General features: G+C 43.1%; 22 protein-coding genes, 1 pseudogene and 1 riboswitch. Of the genes and pseudogenes, 20 read left to right on the top strand and 3 right to left on the bottom strand.

The window, feature by feature from the left end:
- Positions 1-17: 17 nt before the first annotated feature.
- On the bottom strand, positions 18-899 hold the full coding sequence (locus DER53_RS16035) for a DUF1002 domain-containing protein (RefSeq protein ID WP_221215177.1): 882 nt from the start codon (positions 897-899) through the stop codon (positions 18-20).
- A gap of 135 nt (positions 900-1034) precedes the next feature.
- On the opposite strand from DER53_RS16035, the gene DER53_RS16030 reads away from it, so the two are divergent.
- The 6 genes from DER53_RS16030 (at position 1035) to DER53_RS16005 (ending at position 6222) form a co-directional block, all read left to right on the top strand.
- Positions 1035-1475: a peptidylprolyl isomerase gene (locus DER53_RS16030; protein WP_062677625.1), complete on the top strand. Its 441-nt coding sequence runs from the start codon at positions 1035-1037 to the stop codon at positions 1473-1475.
- Positions 1476-1739: 264 nt separating this feature from the next.
- Positions 1740-1874: riboswitch (FMN riboswitch) on the top strand.
- 377 nt (positions 1875-2251) lie between these two features.
- The gene (ribD, locus tag DER53_RS16025; RefSeq protein WP_062752806.1) at positions 2252-3337 is read left to right on the top strand and encodes a bifunctional diaminohydroxyphosphoribosylaminopyrimidine deaminase/5-amino-6-(5-phosphoribosylamino)uracil reductase RibD; all 1086 of its coding nucleotides are present in this window, start codon (positions 2252-2254) and stop codon (positions 3335-3337) included.
- 15 nt (positions 3338-3352) lie between these two features.
- A complete protein-coding gene (gene ribE, locus DER53_RS16020; RefSeq protein WP_062752804.1) occupies positions 3353-3997 on the top strand; it encodes a riboflavin synthase in 645 nt (214 codons plus the stop codon).
- A 22-nt stretch (positions 3998-4019) separates the two neighbouring features.
- Positions 4020-5213, top strand: a complete 1194-nt coding sequence (locus tag DER53_RS16015) for a bifunctional 3,4-dihydroxy-2-butanone-4-phosphate synthase/GTP cyclohydrolase II (protein WP_062753205.1) — start codon at positions 4020-4022, stop codon at positions 5211-5213.
- Between the two features lie 73 nt (positions 5214-5286).
- Entirely contained in the window at positions 5287-5751 is a 465-nt protein-coding gene (gene ribH, locus DER53_RS16010; RefSeq protein ID WP_015864364.1) for a 6,7-dimethyl-8-ribityllumazine synthase, read from the top strand.
- Positions 5752-5874: 123 nt separating this feature from the next.
- The gene (locus tag DER53_RS16005; RefSeq protein ID WP_062752802.1) at positions 5875-6222 is read left to right on the top strand and encodes a GNAT family N-acetyltransferase; all 348 of its coding nucleotides are present in this window, start codon (positions 5875-5877) and stop codon (positions 6220-6222) included.
- Between the two features lie 15 nt (positions 6223-6237).
- On the opposite strand, the gene DER53_RS16000 is transcribed toward DER53_RS16005, so the two are convergent.
- A complete protein-coding gene (locus DER53_RS16000; protein ID WP_062752800.1) occupies positions 6238-6753 on the bottom strand; it encodes a DUF309 domain-containing protein in 516 nt (171 codons plus the stop codon).
- A 126-nt stretch (positions 6754-6879) separates the two neighbouring features.
- On the opposite strand from DER53_RS16000, the gene DER53_RS15995 reads away from it, so the two are divergent.
- The 4 genes from DER53_RS15995 to DER53_RS15980 all read left to right on the top strand — a co-directional run bounded on the left by DER53_RS15995 (position 6880) and on the right by DER53_RS15980 (position 9225).
- Complete coding sequence (locus DER53_RS15995; RefSeq protein WP_041269704.1) at positions 6880-7650, top strand: segregation/condensation protein A; 771 nt, start codon at positions 6880-6882, stop codon at positions 7648-7650.
- Positions 7637-8227, top strand: coding sequence for an SMC-Scp complex subunit ScpB (gene scpB / locus DER53_RS15990; RefSeq protein WP_015864360.1), 591 nt, complete (start codon positions 7637-7639; stop codon positions 8225-8227). Before DER53_RS15995 ends, scpB begins: the two co-directional genes overlap by 14 nt.
- Positions 8228-8289: 62 nt before the next feature.
- Entirely contained in the window at positions 8290-8709 is a 420-nt protein-coding gene (locus DER53_RS15985) for a hypothetical protein (protein ID WP_062752798.1), read from the top strand.
- Positions 8710-8733: 24 nt separating this feature from the next.
- Positions 8734-9225, top strand: a complete 492-nt coding sequence (locus DER53_RS15980; RefSeq protein WP_174525683.1) for a YpuI family protein — start codon at positions 8734-8736, stop codon at positions 9223-9225.
- Between the two features lie 42 nt (positions 9226-9267).
- Here the strand turns inward: DER53_RS15980 and DER53_RS15975 are convergent.
- Positions 9268-9534: pseudogene (locus DER53_RS15975) on the bottom strand (DUF2935 domain-containing protein); the annotation flags it as partial.
- Between the two features lie 131 nt (positions 9535-9665).
- Here DER53_RS15975 and DER53_RS15970 point away from each other — a divergent pair.
- From DER53_RS15970 to DER53_RS15925, 10 genes are all read left to right on the top strand, one after another.
- Complete coding sequence (locus tag DER53_RS15970; RefSeq protein WP_062752795.1) at positions 9666-10712, top strand: superoxide dismutase; 1047 nt, start codon at positions 9666-9668, stop codon at positions 10710-10712.
- A gap of 201 nt (positions 10713-10913) precedes the next feature.
- Positions 10914-12059: a D-alanyl-D-alanine carboxypeptidase family protein gene (locus tag DER53_RS15965; RefSeq protein ID WP_062753201.1), complete on the top strand. Its 1146-nt coding sequence runs from the start codon at positions 10914-10916 to the stop codon at positions 12057-12059.
- Positions 12052-12648: a nucleoside recognition domain-containing protein gene (locus DER53_RS15960; protein ID WP_062752793.1), complete on the top strand. Its 597-nt coding sequence runs from the start codon at positions 12052-12054 to the stop codon at positions 12646-12648. The genes DER53_RS15965 and DER53_RS15960 overlap by 8 nt, the downstream gene beginning before the upstream one ends.
- On the top strand, positions 12648-13181 hold the full coding sequence (locus tag DER53_RS15955) for a spore maturation protein (protein ID WP_015864354.1): 534 nt from the start codon (positions 12648-12650) through the stop codon (positions 13179-13181). Before DER53_RS15960 ends, DER53_RS15955 begins: the two co-directional genes overlap by 1 nt.
- Positions 13182-13332: 151 nt before the next feature.
- Positions 13333-14064 (top strand): 23S rRNA pseudouridine(2605) synthase RluB, encoded by a 732-nt coding sequence (gene rluB / locus DER53_RS15950; RefSeq protein WP_062677609.1) that lies wholly within the window; start codon positions 13333-13335, stop codon positions 14062-14064.
- 102 nt (positions 14065-14166) lie between these two features.
- On the top strand, positions 14167-14691 hold the full coding sequence (gene resA / locus DER53_RS15945; protein ID WP_015864352.1) for a thiol-disulfide oxidoreductase ResA: 525 nt from the start codon (positions 14167-14169) through the stop codon (positions 14689-14691).
- Positions 14692-14703: 12 nt separating this feature from the next.
- On the top strand, positions 14704-16365 hold the full coding sequence (resB, locus tag DER53_RS15940; RefSeq protein ID WP_062752791.1) for a cytochrome c biogenesis protein ResB: 1662 nt from the start codon (positions 14704-14706) through the stop codon (positions 16363-16365).
- On the top strand, positions 16349-17536 hold the full coding sequence (ccsB, locus tag DER53_RS15935) for a c-type cytochrome biogenesis protein CcsB (RefSeq protein WP_015864350.1): 1188 nt from the start codon (positions 16349-16351) through the stop codon (positions 17534-17536). Before resB ends, ccsB begins: the two co-directional genes overlap by 17 nt.
- A 108-nt stretch (positions 17537-17644) precedes the next feature.
- Positions 17645-18367 carry a response regulator transcription factor gene (locus tag DER53_RS15930; protein ID WP_015864349.1) on the top strand — a complete coding sequence of 241 codons (723 nt, stop codon included), beginning with the start codon at positions 17645-17647 and terminating at the stop codon, positions 18365-18367.
- A complete protein-coding gene (locus DER53_RS15925; RefSeq protein ID WP_121910065.1) occupies positions 18367-20160 on the top strand; it encodes an ATP-binding protein in 1794 nt (597 codons plus the stop codon). Before DER53_RS15930 ends, DER53_RS15925 begins: the two co-directional genes overlap by 1 nt.
- Positions 20161-20319: the final 159 nt, after the last annotated feature.

Here is a 20319-nt window from a genome sequence, read left to right as displayed (position 1 = left end):
GTTTGGGCGCTTTTTCCTTATTGATTGTTTTGCGGCTCGGAAGAAGTAAACGCTGATTTAATGGCGTTCCAAATTTCTTTTAAAATGTCGATAATGTTTTGAATAAATGTTTTTCCTTCTTCTGATTGAAGGAACGTGGATAATTTATCTTTCGCTTTGCTTAATTGATCATTGACTTGATTCCAATCGATATTAGCGTTTTTCATTTTATTGAATAACGAAATTAAACTGTTTATTTCATCTTCCGTTAACGTAATTCCGAGGTCTTTTGCGATTTTTTCAATAAGCGCGCGCAAATCGGCATCCGTTTGCGGCGGATTATTTGCGATTTCTTCTTTAATTTTCGCAAGAAGGGCAACCGCTTTATCCGTTCCGATAGATTCCCCAAGTTTTGCGGTTTTGACCATTTCCTCCGTAGCCACTTTTTTTACATCCTCAGGAATGACTTGATCGGAAGAGACTTCGTATGCCTTCATTAATCCGGTTAACGCAGCCGTACCGGACACTGCAAACGGAGCAGTGACATAAATTTTCGCATCTTTCACTCCCGCTGTAATCAGGGCGTTTGTGTACATTTCTTCTGTTACCCATGTGATATTATGAGTTTCTACGTCCAACCCAGAGCCTTTCGCACCGATCGTAATCATCGATGAGGAGATTGCTCTCGTTCCGATTTGCGCTTTTGGAATAAGACCGTCGAGATATTTATGTTCTTCCGCGTTAGAAACCGTAATGATTTGTGCATTGTCCGGAGCATTCATTTCATTTAAAATTTGTTGCTTTTGCTGTTCGGTTAAATTTTCGCCTAATGTAATAATCACATCGCCTTCTGCCGCATCTGCTGCTGCCATGGCAGGAAATGTAAATAGCAACGATGCAAGCAGAGATCCTATCAACATTCGTTTCACAATGTCATCCTCCTTCGTAATAATACCCCTTTTCAACATATCCGTAATACATTATATTACTTTTTTTATGTGGACAACAATGATATGATAGTGATGCGCAATCATGAAAAAAGGAGCTGTTTACCTATGGCGAAAAAAGGATATATCTTAATGGAAAATGGGAAAAAAATCGAGTTTGAACTATTTCCAAATGAAGCGCCGATTACGGTAGCAAATTTCGAAAAATTAGCAAATGAAGGATTTTATAACGGTTTGACGTTCCACCGCGTCATTCCTGGTTTTGTCAGCCAAGGAGGGTGCCCGTATGGCAACGGAACGGGGGATGCCGGCTATACGATTCCGTGCGAAACCGATCACAACCCGCATAAACATGTGACTGGGGCGATTTCGATGGCGCACCGCGGCCGCGATACAGGAAGCTGCCAATTTTTCATCGTCCATGAACCACAGCCGCACTTAGATGGGGTACATACCGTATTTGGACAAGTAACATCGGGAATGGACGTTGTAAAATCGATGAAAAACGGCGATGTCATGAAAGAAGTAAAAGTGTTTGATGAGGAATAAGGATGAAAAAGGCTTAACAGTTTCTCTGTTAAGTCTTTTAAATATGTGAAACACCATCTCCGTAAGAGGTGAAAGAATGGAGCGGAAAAAATGGATATTATTTTTTCTTTTATTAGGAGCAAGTTTTGTATGGGGGATTATTTATTGGCTGTTTATCGCGAAATAATAAAAACATCGTTTAAGCCATCCGTTTTTGTTTCACAATCGTAAATGAATGGACAAACCGCTTTTGTGTGATATAATAATAAAAAATTCCATATTGTTCGTATCCTTCGGGGCAGGGTGAAATTCCCGACCGGCGGTGATGAAGTGGTGTCACTTCTCAGCCCGCGAGCCGTATAGGCACGATCCGGTGCAATTCCGGAGCCGACAGTATAGTCTGGATGGGAGAAGGATCACAAGATGCACATGGCCGTACTATATTAGATAAGGAGCGGTTTCGTTTGTCGCAACTCCGCTTTCCAAAATATAGAACGCGATATTTAGCGGGGATAGCTATGTGGAGTAGCGAATAAATGGCGTTTTCGCAATATGTGAGTTATTTTTTCCATATTTCAACAAAGAAAGCTGTCTAAGTTATTTTTTGGATAACATGTCTTTGTATGAATTGTGGCTAAAAACAGACATATTCTTTCACACAACTGAAAAACTTGCTTCCCCGCTTATATAATGCCGTTTTTTAGTACGCAAAAATGTAATCATTGTGATTCTGCATAATCCTGCCCTAGGACTTTGGACCTAGGGTTTTCTTTATGCCAAAAAAGGAGGCGAGCGTCATGCGAAACGATGAACAATATATGCGCCTGGCAATCGAAATCGCCAAAGCAGGGATCGGGCAGACGTCTCCTAATCCGGTTGTCGGCGCTGTCGTTGTGAAAGATGGAGAAATTGTCGGATTTGGCGCCCATTTAAAAGCGGGGGAGCCGCACGCGGAGGTACATGCCATCCGTATGGCAGGAGAAAAAGCGAAAGGGGCCACCGTTTATGTGACGCTGGAGCCATGCAGTCATTATGGGAAAACGCCCCCTTGCGCCGATTTATTAATTGAGACAGGTGTTCAACGCGTTGTCATTGCGACGACAGACCCGAACCCGCTTGTAGCCGGTAAAGGCATCGAAAAGCTAAAGAGCGCGGGAATTGAGGTAAAGCTTGGGGTGCTGAAAGAGGAGGCGGATGAGTTAAATCGCGTGTTTTTCCACTACATTGCGGCGAAAACGCCGTTTGTGACGCTAAAATACGCAAGCAGCCTTGATGGGAAAATTGCAACGACAACCGGAGAAAGCAAATGGATCACATCCGAAGCGGCCCGGGAAGATGTGCATCGCTATCGGGCGGTGCATGATGCGATTCTTGTTGGGGTAAACACCGTTATTGCGGATAATCCAAGTTTAACCGTAAGGCTTCCCGAAGGTGGAAAAAATCCGATACGCATCGTTTTAGATACGCATTTGCGTACACCGCTTGATGCAAATATCCTCAATGATGGCCAAGCGGAAACGTGGATCATTGTCGGCAGTGAAGCAAGTGCAGAAAAAAGGAAGTTGTATGAGAAAAGGAATGTACAGATTATTCCAATGAGCAAGCCGCATATTGATATAGATGAATTGTTGCATGTGCTTGGTGAAAGACGAATTACTTCCCTTTTTGTTGAAGGCGGATCACACGTGCATGATAGTTTCGTGCGCGCCAAGGCAGTGAACGAAATCGTCGCCTACTTTGCTCCGAAAATCATTGGCGGAAAACAAGCGCCGACGCCAATCGGGGGAATTGGTTTTGCCGCCATGGCAGACGTGATGGAGCTGCAAATTCGGCAAGTGGAAACGATCGGACCAGATATAAAAATCGTTGCAATACCAAAATAAAAGGGTGAGTACACGATGTTTACAGGAATTATTGAGGAAGTCGGCACTATTGAGCAAATAAGGCAGTCAGGTGAAGCGATTGTAATGACGATTGGGGCAAAAAAAATTTTAGAAGACGTTCATCTTGGAGACAGCATCGCGGTTAACGGAGTTTGTTTGACCGTAACGTCGTTTACGAACCGATCGTTTACCGTCGATATCATGCCGGAAACGGTAAGAGCGACATCGCTGCGCACATTAACCAAAGGTTCGAAAGTGAACTTGGAACGGGCGATGGCAGCCAACGGCCGTTTTGGCGGTCATTTCGTTTCCGGGCATGTCGACGGTATCGGTGAAATTGTCCGCAAGTGGCCGCTGGCTAACGCCGTGTATTATGAAATTAAAATCCCGAGGGAATTGCGAAAATATATGATTTTAAAAGGGTCTGTTGCTGTCGATGGAACAAGTTTAACGATTTTTGGACTTACTGATGAAACGTTTACAATTTCACTCATTCCGCATACGCGCGCAGAAACGATTCTAGGCGACAAGCAGCCAGGAGATATTGTCAATATCGAATGTGATATTATCGGAAAATATGTCGCCCAGTTCATGGAAGAAAAAAAAGAACCGAAATCGGCGATTACGCTCGAATTTTTAGAACGGCACGGTTATAAGTAAGCGAAAAAGGAGGAACATGATGATGTTTGACACGATCGAAGAAGCGATTTATGAATTGATGCAAGGGAAAGTCATTATTGTATGCGATGACGAAGATCGTGAAAACGAAGGAGATTTTGTCGCGCTGGCAGAAAAAGCGACCCCAGAAGTGATTAATTTTATGATTAAATACGGCCGCGGCCTTGTTTGCGTTCCGATTACGGAAGAGTTAGCTGATAAGCTTGATTTAGCGCCAATGGTCAATCATAATACAGATTCCCATGGCACCGCTTTTACGGTTAGCGTTGATTATAAAGCAACGACAACAGGTATTAGCGCCTATGAACGCTCGATGACGATTCAGGCGATGTTAGATCCGAATGCGAAAGCGAGCGATTTTAAACGTCCTGGGCACGTTTTTCCACTTGTGGCGAAAAAAGGAGGCGTATTGCGGCGCGCCGGCCATACGGAAGCGGCGGTCGATTTAGCGCGATTATGTGGTGCAAAGCCGGCCGGTGTGATTTGCGAAATCATTAAAGAGGATGGCACGATGGCGCGTGTTTCGGATTTAAGAAAAATCGCTGATGAATTTGATTTGAAAATGATCACGATTAAAGATTTAATCGAGTATCGGAGCCGAAAAGAAAAATTAGTGAAACGCGAAGTAGAAGTGATGCTTCCAACAGAGTTTGGCAAGTTTAAAGCAATTGGCTATACAAATATTGTTGATGGAAAAGAGCATGTTGCTTTAGTCAAAGGCGAAATCATTCCAGATGAACCAATCCTTGTTCGGGTTCATTCCGAATGCTTAACAGGCGATGTGTTTGGCTCCTGCCGTTGTGATTGCGGACCGCAGCTTCATGCGGCGCTCCGCCAAATTGAAGAAGAAGGCCGCGGCGTTTTATTATATATGCGTCAAGAAGGCCGCGGCATCGGGTTAATCAACAAATTGCGCGCGTATAAGCTGCAAGAGCAAGGCTATGATACGGTGGAAGCAAATGAAAAGCTTGGATTCCCTGCCGATTTGCGCGACTATGGGATTGGCGCGCAAATTTTAAAAGATCTCGGCGTGACGAAAATGCGACTATTGACAAATAATCCGCGGAAAATCACTGGATTAAAAGGACACGGCCTTGAAGTCGTCGAGCGTGTTCCACTGCAAATGCCGGCGAACAAGGAAAATGAAAAATACTTGCGGACGAAGTATGAAAAATTAGGACATATGTTGCATTTTTAAAAAACATGTTCGCCATTTTTGTTTTTTTGTATTATGATGAATACGATGGGCGGAAAAGATAGGAGGATTTACGATGAAAGTAATGGAAGGAAATTTAGTCGGTACAGGATTAAAAATTGCCATTGTCATTTCCCGTTTTAATGAATTTATTACGAGCAAGTTATTATCTGGCGCCATGGATGGCCTCAAACGGCACGGGGTCAATGAAAACGATGTGACAGTAGCATGGGTGCCAGGAGCGTTTGAAATTCCGCTTATAGCGAAAAAATTAGCCGAATCGAGGCAATATGATGCCGTCATTGCGCTTGGCGCGGTCATTCGCGGGGCGACAAGCCATTACGATTACGTATGCAATGAAGTAGCAAAAGGGGTTTCCCACGCAGCTTTATCAACGGGAACACCGGTTATATTTGGAGTATTAACGACAGATACGATTGAGCAAGCGATTGAACGCGCCGGAACGAAGGCGGGAAATAAAGGATGGGAAGCTGCGGTAAGCGCCATTGAGATGGCAAATCTTCTTCGCACGTTTGCTTAATTGGAGTAAAAATGCATGAAAGAGTTCACAATATAACTAAGAACGTTTATAATACGTAATGAGAAAATGACGGAAGCACTTTTCTATTTTGGAAAAGTCTTTGTCGGTAATGAGGGAGTTTTTATGCTGATTCGTTATCGAAAAAACTATGAAAAAATTGCCATGGGTCTTCTGTCGTTCATGCCGACAGAAAAAGACTTAAAAAAACTGCAGCAAACGATCAAACAGTACGAAACAAACGATGATTGGCAACTGTTTTTATGGAAAGAGAACGATGATATTATTGGCATTATCGGAGTGCTGTTGCGAGATGAAGACGTTGTCGAAATTCAACATATTAGTGTAAATCCTTCGCACCGTCATCAAGGTATTGGAAAACAAATGGTAAAGGCGTTAAAGGATATGTATCCTAATCATCGACTGCAGGCAAATGAATTTACCGCGTCTTTTTTGGATAAATGTGAGTTTTAACGAAAGAGCTGCCGTTTATTGGTTTGGCAGCTCTTTACTCTTTTTCTTTTCCTCTCGTGCCGCGATCACATCTGAGCGATCGCGCAATTTATGTTTGTGAATTAAAAATACATCACTCATATCGCTTGCTTTTCCCCAAGAAATCCCGCGCTCATCGCATATCGCTTGACACATTTTCCGCAATGTTTCATCGCAAACAGGCAGCTCGATGCTTTTATAAGCCTTGTTTTGTGCTATACGTTCGATATAATGTTCCAGCTGTTTGGCAAGCCGCTGTTCATCTAACCCTAACTCGCGAACCGCTTTTTGTTCTTTTTGTAAAAGTGATAGCGCTTTTCGCATCATACGCAGCGCCCCCTGACTGTTGCCGCGGCGATGATGGTACAGCGCTACGGCAATTTGAATAAGCACGACCCATACTTTTTTGTAGCCGTCTTTTTTCCAATGCTCTTCTAATATTTCATGACATTCAAAATAATCACGGTCTGTATGAAAATGAATTAAATAGCGGATATAAGCGTCAGGATACATCGTTTCACAACCTTTCTATTGTTGTATCCGTATTGTATCAATTGTATCATATTAGACGTGAAAAATTTGCTTGGACAATGTTAGATGATCGTCTATACTTAACGATAGCGTAATGAAAATGGTGGGATGAACGTGCAATATAATGTGAAAATTGATGCGTTTGAAGGTCCGCTCGACCTTTTGTTGCATTTAATTAATCGTTACGAAATCGATATTTATGATATTCCTGTTGCGCAAATTACCGAGCAATATATGGCATATATTCATGCGATGCAAGAATTGCAGCTGGATATCGCAAGTGAATATTTGGTGATGGCGGCAACGCTTTTGGCGATCAAAAGCAAAATGTTGCTGCCAAAACATGAAGAAGAAATATTGGATGAAGGTGTGGAGCTGCCTGAAAGCGATCCGCGTGAAGAATTAATGCAGCGGTTGTTAGAATACAAAAAATTTAAAGAAGCGGCGCAAGCATTGAAAAAGAAGGAAGAAGAGCGAGCGCTTTTATTTACAAAGCCGCCGAGCGATTTAAGTATGTATGCAGACGAAAAAGAAATGATGAAGCGGCCGCTCGATGTAAATGTTTACGATATGCTTGGCGCGCTGTCAAAACTATTGCGCCGCAAAAAATTGCAAAAACCGCTTCACACGAAAGTTACCCGTCAAGACATTTCGATCGAAAAGAGGATGGAGGAAATTTTGGAGGAGCTGAGACGTACAAAAACGAGAAAAAATTTTTATGATTTATTTCCATATTATGACCGTGGACACATTGTGGTGACATTTTTAGCGATTTTAGAATTAATGAAAAAAAATGCGATTATTATTGAGCAAGAGCGAAATTTTGCCGATATTTTCATCTCTAGCAACGAAAGGATGGAACAACATGGAGATGAATGAATATAAAGCGATTGTCGAAGGACTGCTATTTGCTGCAGGTGATGAGGGATTGTCGCTTCAGCAAATTGCCGCCGTCTTAGAAATTGAAGAAGAACAAGCACAGGCGATCATTCATATGCTGAAAGAGGAGTATGAACAGCAAAAGCGCGGCATTCAGCTTATTGAATTAGCAGGAGTATTTCAACTGGCGACAAAAAAAGAACATGCCCCATATTTAAAAAAGCTTGTTGAATCGCCAAGTTCGACTTCGTTGTCGCAAGCGGCGTTAGAAACATTGGCGATTATCGCTTACCGCCAACCGATTACAAGAGCGGAAATTGAAGAAATTCGAGGGGTGAAAAGCGATAAACCGATACAAACGCTAATTGCCAAAGCGCTTATAAAGGAAGTCGGGCGTGCGGAAGGAACGGGGCGCCCGATTTTATATGGCACGACGAAGGAGTTTCTTGACTACTTCGGTTTGAAAACGTTGGAGGAACTGCCTCCGCTTCCGGAATTACAGGGAGATGATGAGGTGGAGAAAGAAGCTGATTTGTTTTTCGAAAAATTTGAAGAAAATTTTAACGAATCAACATGAGTATGATAAGATAGGAATAACTTTATATTTTCGTTTTTTGGCATGATAAGGGGGCTTGTTGTATGCGGATTTGCCGCTTGCAAGGATATGAGCTGGAAAAATCGAAGCCGAATACGTTTGAAGATTATTTCAGCCGCTCGGAAGTAACGTTTCGCGAAGATGGGGTTGAAAAAACGCTTCACGTTCTATATTTGCGCTATTTTGAGGAATTTATTTCATCGTTTACGCCGTATGAACAAAATCCGATTTTTACTGTTTTAGGGCGTGACGTCTATTTCCGCGATATCGTTGCTTTCGTATGTTTATTGCAAAATCCGGCTTTCCGGCACCGTAAGCGAGTATATATTAATGAGGAAGAAGAATTTCGCCGCTATTTTGCGCATATGGAATTTACGAAGCTTCCAGACATATTTGCATCATTGCAGACAAATGGCGAATATCATTTAACGTCACCGCTTCTTTTTATTCGCCAGCCATCTTAAAACCGATATGGGGGTCTTGTGAATATGGGGAACTCAATGGTTTTGAATCAAACGAAACAAGTAGAAGCCTTTTTGCAAAAAACCGTTCAGACGATTTCCAATTATTTAAATGAAATAACATTGACCAAACTATTGGCGGAACAAGAAGGAGACGACAAAGCCTATTATGAATTATTGCTTTCGAATTTACGCCGCCTCGTTGTATATTGCGAGGAGGGGCTTGAGGCGTGCCGTATCATATTAAATGATGAACCATTTCGTAAAGCGGCGGCGGAAAAGACATTGTATCGTGTCTATCATCTATGTATTGCCGAATATTTTACGCCAAAAAGCGATGCGTGGTATGAAGATAGCCGTTCCGCTTATACGGGACGCAACTCGATTAAGTTTCGTCAAACCCCTCCGCCTTCGTTGAAAGCTTTGTTGTTATCGCTTGAAAGCGAGTTTCAGACAATTCGTGAAGAGCTGGAATTTTATGAAACGGATTATCGGACGAAAATGATACAATCCAATTGAACGCAAGCTGTCCCACATCTGGGGCAGCTTTTTTGATGTTCATCATTCTGTCCTTGGTTTTGTCGGGTCACAGGCAGGCGGTTTTACTTCATACGTCGTTTCAGCTAGTTTTTGCAAATAATAACATTCTTTTCGTGCCATATGGTCCGCCATCAGCGGCGTCAGGACGCCAAGCACTTCTTTGTTTAGCTCCATTTCTTCCAATTCGCGCAAAAAACATTGAAAAATAACCATTTCTAATTGAATGTCCCGGTGAAAGCGATGTAAAGCAGGGAAATCGTATACGTTTGTTCGTAAATATTGTTCCAATGTTTTTTCACTTGTTCCTCACCTCGATTTTATATGTATGAACGTGAAGGAAATGGGTGAGTGCGGACAAGAACGAGTTTTAGGCGGATGGCATACGATATGATGACAAAGAAAGAGGGAGGAATTTCTAAGTGAATGAACAAGAACGAATTCAACAATATGTGGCGGAAGTAAAAGAATGGGGAAAACAAGTCGAGCAAATTTTGCTTCAGCGGGGGGAGGACGGCGGCGATTGCCGCGTTGATTCATTGCTTTCCTACATCGAACATCATGGCGACGCATGGACAGAGGACGCCATTTATGAACTTCAGCGCATGGTGGACGAAGTATATGAAAAAGCGCTGGTGTTTCAGCAAAATGGACAGTCGGCCATCAGACAGGAGGAAAGAGAAATAGAAGAAAGACAACAAACGTCCATCGGACAGGAGGAAAACGGGATAGAAGAAAGACAGCAAACGGCCGTCAGACAGGGGGAAAGCGGCACAGAAGAAAGACAACAAACGGCCAGCGAACAGGAAGAAGAAAGCGAGGCAGAAGAAAGACAACAAACATATGTGGCAGCAGGAAGACACGTCCTTCCGCCGCTTCCATACAGCTACGATGCGCTTGAGCCACATATTTCCAGAGAAATTATGCGGCTGCATCATACAAAGCACCATCAAAGCTATGTGGACGGCTTAAATAAAGCGGAAAAAATGATGAAAAAAGCGCGCGAAACAAATGACTATGAACTGTTGAAGCATTGGGAGCGGGAAGCGGCGTTCCACGGTTCTGGACATTATTTGCATACGATTTTTTGGAATAATATGCATCCAAAAGGCGGCGGCCAACCGCGCGGTGAGTTGCTAGAACAAATAAAACGAGATTTTGGAAGTTTTGAAAGATTTAAGCGTCATTTTACCGAGGCGGCAAAAAGCGTTGAAGGAGTCGGCTGGGCGCTGCTCGTTTGGTCGCCGCGGTCGCACCGCTTAGAAATTTTACAGACGGAAAAGCATCAATTCATGACGCAATGGGATACGATTCCGCTTCTTGTGATAGACGTTTGGGAGCATGCCTATTATTTACAATATAAAAACGACCGTGCAGCATATATTAACAGCTGGTGGAATGTTGTTCATTGGCGCGATGTGGAAGAACGGTTTGAGCAGGCAAGAAAATTGCGCTGGAAACCGTTTTAATGAAAGGCGAAGGGGCATCCTTCGTCTTTCTTGCGTTAGCGTCATCTACAAGCGAAAGCTATCATGTTTTTCGTTCGTTAACAAGGCGGATTTGTATACTTGCAAATGACGTTTGTGCTGATGAACTTGTACATTTTACAATCATATCTATATTTTTTGGCGCATACACTTGTACAAAACAGCAAAAGGGATGGGGATTACATGAAGATACGGAAACAAATTGCACTGTTCATCGCAGCGGTGATGATGCTTTTTTCATGTATTCCGGATCGGGCAAAGGCAATGAACGGAGTCAGTGCACAAAGCGCCATTTTGATGGAGCAGAATTCCGGACGCATATTATTTGAAAAAGACGCGCATACGAAGCGGCGCATTGCAAGCATTACCAAAATTATGACGGTGATTTTAGCGATCGAATCAGGCAAAATGGATGACACGGTAACGGTAAGCGCCCGCGCTGTTCATACAGAAGGGTCGTCGATTTATTTAAAGGAAGGAGAAAAAATAAAGCTTCGCGATCTTGTCTATGGGACGATGCTGCGTTCCGGAAATGACGCGGCGGTGGCGATTGCCGAACATGTGGGTGGCAGCGTGGAAGGCTTTGTTTTTTTAATGAACCAAAAAGCAGCGGAAATCGGCATGCGCAATACCCATTTTGCCAATCCACACGGATTAGACGATTCGGAAAATCACTATTCCACTGCCTATGACATGGCGCTTCTTATGCGGTATGCGATGAAAAATAAGGAGTTTCGCAAAATTTCCGGAACAGAAGTATACCGGGCTCCTGCTTCTCCCGGAGAAGATTGGGATCGGGTATGGAGGAATAAAAATAAGCTGCTCACTAGTTTGTATGAGTATTGCACCGGAGGAAAAACCGGCTATACAAAACGGGCAAAGCGAACACTTGTGACTACCGCTTCCAAAGGCGGAATGGATTTAATTGCGGTAACATTGGATGCACCGGATGATTGGAATGACCATATTGCCATGTATGAATATGGCTTTGGCCATTATATGATTGCAAAAGTAAACCGAAAACGAATGGTGAAAAAAATTCGTGATTCCTTTTACAGAAAAAACATACAAGCAAGCCGTGATTTGCGATATCCTGTGACGGAAGAAGAAATCAAAGAACTGCACGTAAAAATTTATCTTCTTCGTCCGAAAAAAGATTGGAAGAAAGACGAAAGGGGCATTCCGACCGTCGTTGGGAAAGCGGTGCTGTATTTAGGGGATCAAGCGGTGGATGAAGTTCCGCTTTTGTATAAAAAGGGCGTAAGCAAGGAAACGAACCATTCCATTTGGAACGCATTTCATTTTTTAGGTGTGGGAAGCGATGGTTAATCTTATTTGGGTAGCGATGGCCATTATTGGAATTGTTTTTGCGATGATAAACGGTACGATGAATGAAGTGAATGAAGCGATTTTTAAAAGCGCGAAAGAAGCGGTCACAATCAGCATCGGCATGATCAGCATATTAGTGTTTTGGCTTGGATTAATGAAAATTGCCGAGGAAGCCGGCCTTCTTGAGAGGCTTGCTACTTTTTTCAAACCGCTTGTCCGCCGTTTGTTTCCGGAAGTGCCAGCAAACCATCCAGCGCTTGGCTATATCGTCTCCAACATGATTGCCAATATGTTCGGGCTTGGCAACGCCGCCACTCCAATGGGGATTAAGGCGATGGAAGAATTGAAAAAGCTCAATGGCCATAAAGACGAAGCAAGTCGTTCCATGGTAACGTTTTTAGCAATTAACACATCAAGCATCACCCTTATTCCAGCGACGGTCATTTCGATTCGCATGACATATGATTCGGCATCGCCTGGAGAAATTATTGGGACTACACTCGTCGCTTCAACCATTTCGACGGTTGGCGCGATTTTCATCGACCGTTATTATTATTGGAAACGCATGCGGAAAGGCGGGAAGCGGTAATGGCGTTCATCCAACTCCTTTCTACTTGGCTTATTCCAGTAACCATTGCGTTTATTCTTTTATACGGAACCGTAAAAAAAGTACCGACTTATGAAGCGTTTGTCGAAGGCGGAAAAGAAGGGATACAGATTGCCTTTTCGCTTATTCCGTATTTAGTCGGCATGCTTGTTTCGATTGCCATTTTCCGCGCGTCTGGCGCGCTTGATTATATGATGAACGGGATTAAACCGCTTGCTGATGCGATCGGTCTTCCGGCTGAAGTGGTGCCGCTGGCGATGATTCGCACCATTTCCGGCACCGCTGCGCTTGGGATGACAACCGATTTAATTGCTACATATGGTCCCGATTCGTTTATTGGCAGGCTTGCATCCACCATACAAGGAAGCACGGAAACAACGTTGTATGTTTTAACCGTTTATTTTGGCGCCGTCGGCATTAAAAAGATGGGAGATGCGCTCAAAGTAGGGATTTTAGCAGATATTCTCAGCTTTATCGTTTCCTTTTTTATTGTGCTGTTTGTCTTTGGAAGATAGCTCGCCTATGATTAGGCGGCTTTTTTTGTCGTTTTCTATCGATATAACTTTTGTATTTGTCGAAAAAGGGCGAGTATGATAAAAATAGTGAGAGAGCATGCTTGTATCTTTTGGATCGAAAGAGTAAGATGATGAAAGAGGTGAAACAGTGATGGAACGATTGCAAAAAGTTATTGCTCATGCAGGCATCGCATCAAGACGAAAAGCAGAACAACTCATATTGCAAGGAAAAGTAAAGGTAAACGGGAAAGTCGTTACCGAGCTTGGCGTGAAAGTAGGTCCTCAGGATAAAGTGGAAGTAGATGGGATACCGGTAGAAAGAGAGGAGCCAGTATATTATCTTTTTTATAAACCGCGCGGGGTCATTTCAAGCGTAAAAGACGATAAAGGTCGGAAAGTCGTAACCGATTTTTTTAAAGATGTTGATAAACGCATTTACCCGATTGGCCGTCTCGATTATGATACGTCCGGAATTCTTTTGCTTACGAACGATGGGGATTTTGCCAATTTATTAATGCATCCTCGTTACGAAATCGAGAAAGTATATATCGCAAAAGTGAAAGGGATTCCGACACGGGAGCAATTAAAACAGCTTGAAAAAGGAATTATGCTCGAAGATGGCATGACGGCGCCGGCAAAAGTAAAACTGCTTTCTCACAATAAACAAAAACAAACAGCCATTATTGAAATTCGCATCCATGAGGGACGGAATCGCCAAGTGCGCCGAATGTTTGAAGCAATTGGATGCAAAGTGATGAAACTAAAGCGAGAGCGATACGCTTTTCTCGATTTAAAAGGGTTAAACCCTGGTGAATATCGTAAACTTACACCACATGAAGTAAAGCAGCTGCGCGCGCTTGCGTTGTCAGGCGGTGGAAAATAACCGTTTACATTGTCACATAAATTTCATATAATATGAATTTTCACTATAAATAACACTGTTATAATGGAAAATGGAATATTATGATTTCGAGGGGTTAGAAATATGAAAAAACAACAACGCCTTATCATGCGAACAATTGTTTTGTTGTTATTATTGGCGGCGGTAGGATATACGATTTATTCCAACTTTTTTACAGAAAAAGAAAGGGTAAAAGTTGGTTCGACGGCGCCGGATTTTGTCTTGACCGATTTAAGCGGAAAAGAACACCGTCTTTCTGATTATCGCGGCAAAGGGGTGTTCTTAAACTTTTGGGGAACGTGGTGTAAGCCGTGCGAAAAGGAAATGCCGTACATCAACAGCCAGTATGGCGTATATAAAAAGCAAGGGGTCGAAGTATTGGCGGTCAACGTTGGCGAGCCGAAGTTGAGCGTGCAAAAATTCGCCGATCGATTTGGTTTGACGTTTCCAATTATGATTGACCGTGAAGATCAAGTCATGAACGCATATGATGTCGATCGATTGCCAGCAACCTTTTTAATCGACAAAAACGGCAAAGTCAAAAAAATCATCACAGGAACAATGACGGAAGAAATGGTAAAGCAGTACATGGAAAGCATTAAACCGTAAGGAGTTTTGCCAATGGAACATGTAAAATGCGAATGCGGTCATGTTAATCCACATGGGACTTTTTTTTGTGAATCATGCGGAAAACCGCTTGAGGAAAATACAGAGAAGCGACTTTTGGACATGCGCTATGAAGGGAGCGCGCGCCGTTCCCAAACATATAATAAGACCATTATCGATAAAATTTGGGCGTTTTTCTCTTCCGTGAAGGTCGGAGTGGCGCTTATTGTTATTACACTCATCGCCTCAGCGATCGGAACGATTTTTCCACAGGAAATGTATATTCCGCCGAATGTTAGCCCTGCTGAATATTATGCCGACCAATACGGATGGGCAGGAAAATTATATTATAAGCTCGGATTTAATAACTTGTATAAGTCATGGTGGTATATGCTTTTAATTGCGTCAATCGGCGTATCGCTCGTCATTTGCAGTTTAGACCGTGTGATTCCGCTTTATCGCGCGTTGAAAAAACAAGGCGTCACAAGACATCCGAACTTTTTGCGGAAGCAGCGGTTATTTAGTGTTTCGAAAGTCGATGATGCCGATGATGTGCTAAAACGCGTGAAAGAAAAATTGGCGCAGCGCCACTACCATATCCGTGAAGAAAACGGCAATATTTTAGCAGAAAAAGGCCGTTTTTCCCGCTGGGGCCCTTATGTCAATCATATCGGATTAATTATTTTCTTAATTGGAGCGATGCTTCGCTTTGTTCCGGGAATGTATGTCGATGAGGTGCTGTGGATTCGCGAAGGAGAAACAAAAGAGATTCCCGGTACACAAGGAAAATACTTTTTAAAGAGCGAAAAGTTTATTTATGAGACATATGAAAAAGGAAAAGAAAATGAAGTGTTTAATGCGGCGATTGATCGCGTCGGCAACGGCACGGTAGCAAAAAATTACCAAACGAACGTTGTACTCTACAAACGTGTCGGTCCTATTGTCGCCGGTGAAGAACCGAAGCTGCAAAAAATAAAAGAGTATAAGATACGTGTCAACGAACCGTTGAAATATGATCATTACGCGCTATATCAAGTCGATTTTAAACAAAACGAGCCGTATAAAATGGCGTTTCAATTAATGGATAAAACGTCGGGAAAATCGTTTGGCAATGTCGTTATTGATTTGCACAATCCGAAATCTTCCTACGATCTTGGCAACGGTTATCGGGTAGAACTATTAAGCTATTTCCCTGATTTTTATTTTGATGAGGAAGGGAATCCGGCTACAAAATCAAAAATTCCAAACAATCCGGCGTTCGTGTTTAAAATGTTTACCCCTGATAAGCCGAAAGGGGAAGTAAGCTTTGTGGCCATTCAGCAAACGATTGAACCGTTCGGGGATAACAAGTATAAAATAAAGTTTGCTGGATTAGAGACGAGAAACGTATCAGGACTTACTGTACGCCGCGACTTTACGCTTTGGATTTTAGGCGTTGGCGGAGCGATCTTTATGATTGGCCTCATCCAAGGAATGTATTGGAACCATCGCCGCATCTGGCTGCAGCGCGTCAATGGCGAAGTATGGCTTGCTGCACATACGAATAAAAACTGGTTTGGTTTAAAAAATGAAATTCGCCGCATCCTTGACGGAACCGGATTAGCGATGCCGGTCGATCAGGCGGATGAGGAGACAAAAGCGGGACAAGGAGGGCAAATGCATGGCGCAGCTCAGTAGCACGTTACTATATATTGCTTTTATTCTTTACTTAATTGGAACGTTTTTTTTCGGCGGCGCGATTCGCGATAAAAGAAAGGAACGAACGGGAAAAAATCGCTGGTCACAACTTGGAATTATCACGACGATTATCGGTTTTCTGTCTCAATTAGGCTACTTTATTACACGGTGGATTGCAGCGGGACATGCCCCGGTCAGCAATTTGTTTGAGTTTACTACCTTTTTTGGAATGATGCTTGTCGCCGCCTTTATCATTATTTATTTTATTTATAAAATAAGCATTCTCGGCTTATTCGCACTGCCAGTCGCCTTATTGGTGATCGCTTACGCCAGCATGTTTCCGCGCGAAATTACGCCGCTGATTCCTGCATTGCAAAGCGACTGGCTACATATCCATGTGACCACTGCCGCGGCGGGAGAAGCAATTTTGGCTGTTAGCTTTGTTGCCGGTCTCATTTATTTAATCCGTGTCGTGGACCAGTCCAAGCCAAGCAAGCGAACATTTTGGCTGGAAGTCGTCATGTTCTGCTTAATTACGACGCTCGGCTTTGTGCTTGTATCAACAGCATTCAGCCTTGCGGACTATGAAGCAAAATTTACATGGATCGATAAAAACAAGCAACAGGCGGAAGTCGTTTATCATATGCCTGCATTAGTCGGGCCGCATGAAGGAAAGCTAGTGAAAGAAAGCGCCGATCGTTTTGAGCCGCTGGTTTATATGCCGGCAATTATCAATGCGAAAAAATTAAATACGGTGATTTGGTCGCTAATCGGGGGCGCGATTTTATATGCATTGCTCCGTCTCGTGCTGCGGAAGCGGATCGCCGCTGCCTTGCAGCCGCTTGTCAAAAACGTAAACTTAGATTTAACGGATGAAATCAGTTATCGCGCTGTCGCCATCGGGTTTCCGGTATTTACACTTGGAGCGCTCATTTTTGCGATGATCTGGGCGCAAATTGCGTGGACTCGATTTTGGGGCTGGGACCCGAAAGAAGTATGGGCGCTCATTACATGGTTATTTTACGCCGCGTTTTTGCACCTTCGTTTGTCAAAAGGATGGCACGGTGAAAAATCGGCATGGCTTGCGGTCATTGGTTTTGCGATCATTATGTTTAATTTAGTCGCAGTTAACTTAGTGATTGCCGGGCTGCATTCATACGCCGGAACATGACAACATGACTGGAATAAAAGGATGCCCGAGGCTTGGCATCCTTATTTTACAATGAAGTAGATAATTGTCATGAATTTTTGTACAATAGTGAACAAGGGAGGATGTTCTATGGATAAAGATCAACAAGTCAAAATTTTAGTAGTAGATGATGAAGAACGCATTCGGCGCTTACTAAAAATGTATTTAGAGCGCGAAAACTATATCATTGATGAGGCTGATAACGGCGATGACGCGCTCGAAAAAGCGCTCGAAAATGACTATGATGTCATTTTGCTTGACCTCATGCTGCCAGGGAGGGACGGTATTGAGGTATGTAAAGGAATTCGCGAAAAGAAAGCAACCCCGATTATTATGCTGACAGCAAAAGGGGAAGAATCAAACCGTGTTCAAGGGTTTGAAGTAGGGACAGACGATTATATTGTTAAGCCATTTAGCCCGCGCGAGGTCGTATTGCGCGTAAAAGCGCTGTTGCGGCGTGCGGCGAATACTGCGTATGTTCTTGCTGATACGACCGCAAAAGATGTGCTCGTTTTTCCGCATTTAACAATTGATAACGATGCCCATCGCGTAACGGTTGACGGTCAGGAAGTGAATTTAACGCCGAAGGAATACGAGTTGCTTCTATTTTTGGCAAGATCTCCAGATAAAGTATTTGACCGTGAACAGCTATTGAAAGAAGTATGGCACTACGAATTTTTTGGCGATTTGCGCACGGTAGATACCCATATTAAACGTTTGCGTGAAAAGTTGAATAAAGTCTCCCCAACGGCGGCAAAGATGATCGTAACCGTTTGGGGGGTTGGCTATAAATTTGAGGTAGTGAATGACTAATGTGGCTTTTTCGCAGCGTAGTCGGGAAATTATGGGTTACTATATTATTGCTCGTTTCGTGTGTGTTATTTGTTCTTACGATTCTCTTATTGAAATTTTTTGAAAATTATTATGTACAAGAAGCGGAAAAAGAATTAACTCAGCTAGCAACAAAAATATCGGAAGTAATACATGATTACGAAGACGAAGAACTGGCCCGTTCCATTGCATGGACGCTTGTCGGTAATATGTCTAAAGCTGTTATTTTTGTTGATTCATCGCATTACTGGTATTCTCCTACAAACGATGAATTGCGGGATCTGCCGTTATCATTCATTAAGCAAGATAAAGATTTGCGAAAAGTATTGACAGAAGGAAAAAACGTAAAAAAGAAAACCTATTTGCCAAACGTACAAACCGGCAGAAGTCGATATAGCAGTGATGTGATTATTGTTGGCGTGCCGCTTGAAATGGCAAATGGAAATCGGGGCGGAGTATTTATTTATCAATCATTGCAGGCAATTGAAGATACAACAAGGCAAACGAAAAAGTTAATTTTTCTTGCGGCATTTATCGCCATTGTGTTAACAACATTTTTTGCCTTTTTCTTATCGACCCGTATTACCGCTCCATTGCGGAAAATGCGGCAAGCAGCGTTTGAAGTGGCGCGAGGCAAGTTTGATACAAAGGTGCCAATTTTAACGGATGATGAAATTGGCGGCTTGGCAATGGCGTTTAATCAGATGGGCAGACGGCTGCAGTTTAATATTAATGCCCTAAATCAGGAAAAGGAGCAGTTAGCAAGCATTTTAAGCAGCATGGCCGATGGAGTTATTACATTTAATCGCGATGGCGAAATATTAATTACGAATCCGCCTGCGGAGCGGTTTTTGCAAGCATGGTATTTTGAGCAAGGAAACGGTGCGGAAACGATGGCTCCGCTGCCGCCGCAAGTAAAAGAGTTATTTATTCGTGTTGTCCGCGAGGAGAAAGAGCAATCGATTGAATTGTCGCTACAAGGACGGACATGGGTGATTTTGATGACGCCGCTTTACAGCAAAACGACTGTACGCGGTGTGGTAGCGGTGCTGCGCGATATGACGGAAGAACGCCGCTTGGATAAACTTCGCAAAGATTTTGTCGCCAACGTTTCCCATGAGCTGCGCACGCCGATTGCGATGCTTCAAGGGTATAGCGAAGCGATTATTGATGATATTGCGGCAACGGATGAAGAAAAGAAAGAAATGGCAAAAGTGATTTACGACGAATCGTTGCGCATAGGCCGTCTTGTCAATGACTTGCTTGATTTGGCGCGCATGGAAGCGGGGCATATTACATTAGATTACGAAACCGTTCAGCTCGTTCCGTATATTGAGCGGATTATTCGCAAATTCCAAGGGCTAGCAAAAGAAAAACAAATTGATTTGTCGGCGGAGTTTAAAAATGAGGATATCCAAATTACGATGGATCCAGACCGGATCGAGCAAGTTTTGACGAATTTAATTGATAATGCGATTCGTCATACGGATAAAAACGGAATGGTCAAGATCATTGTTGAGCGAAGCGGAGACGGCGTCACGATTCATGTCCAAGATTCCGGCTCCGGCATCCCAGAAGAAGATTTGCCGTTTGTGTTTGAACGCTTCTACAAAGCGGATAAGGCGCGTACGCGCGGCCGCTCGGGAACGGGATTGGGCCTTGCCATTGCGAAAAATATCGTTGAGGCCCATAAAGGGACGATTTCCGTTCATAGCAAGCTTCATGAAGGAACGACGTTTACGTTTTATTTGCCAAACGGTCCGCATGAAACATAATATGCCCCCTTGCCTAAGCAGCGGGGGCTGTTTTTTTTGATGGCAGAGCGAAAAAGAATAGGGAAGCTAATGAGTAATGATGCGTTTATTTCGAACGATACAAAATATAGAGTGGTATAGACAACTAGATGATATGATGTTAATATAATTATATAGAAA

The sequence above is a fragment of the Parageobacillus toebii NBRC 107807 genome (assembly GCF_003688615.2).
Lineage (GTDB): Bacteria > Bacillota > Bacilli > Bacillales > Anoxybacillaceae > Parageobacillus_B > Parageobacillus_B toebii.
Note: the sequence above shows the minus strand (reverse complement) of the source record. Positions and strands in the feature narration are given on the sequence as shown.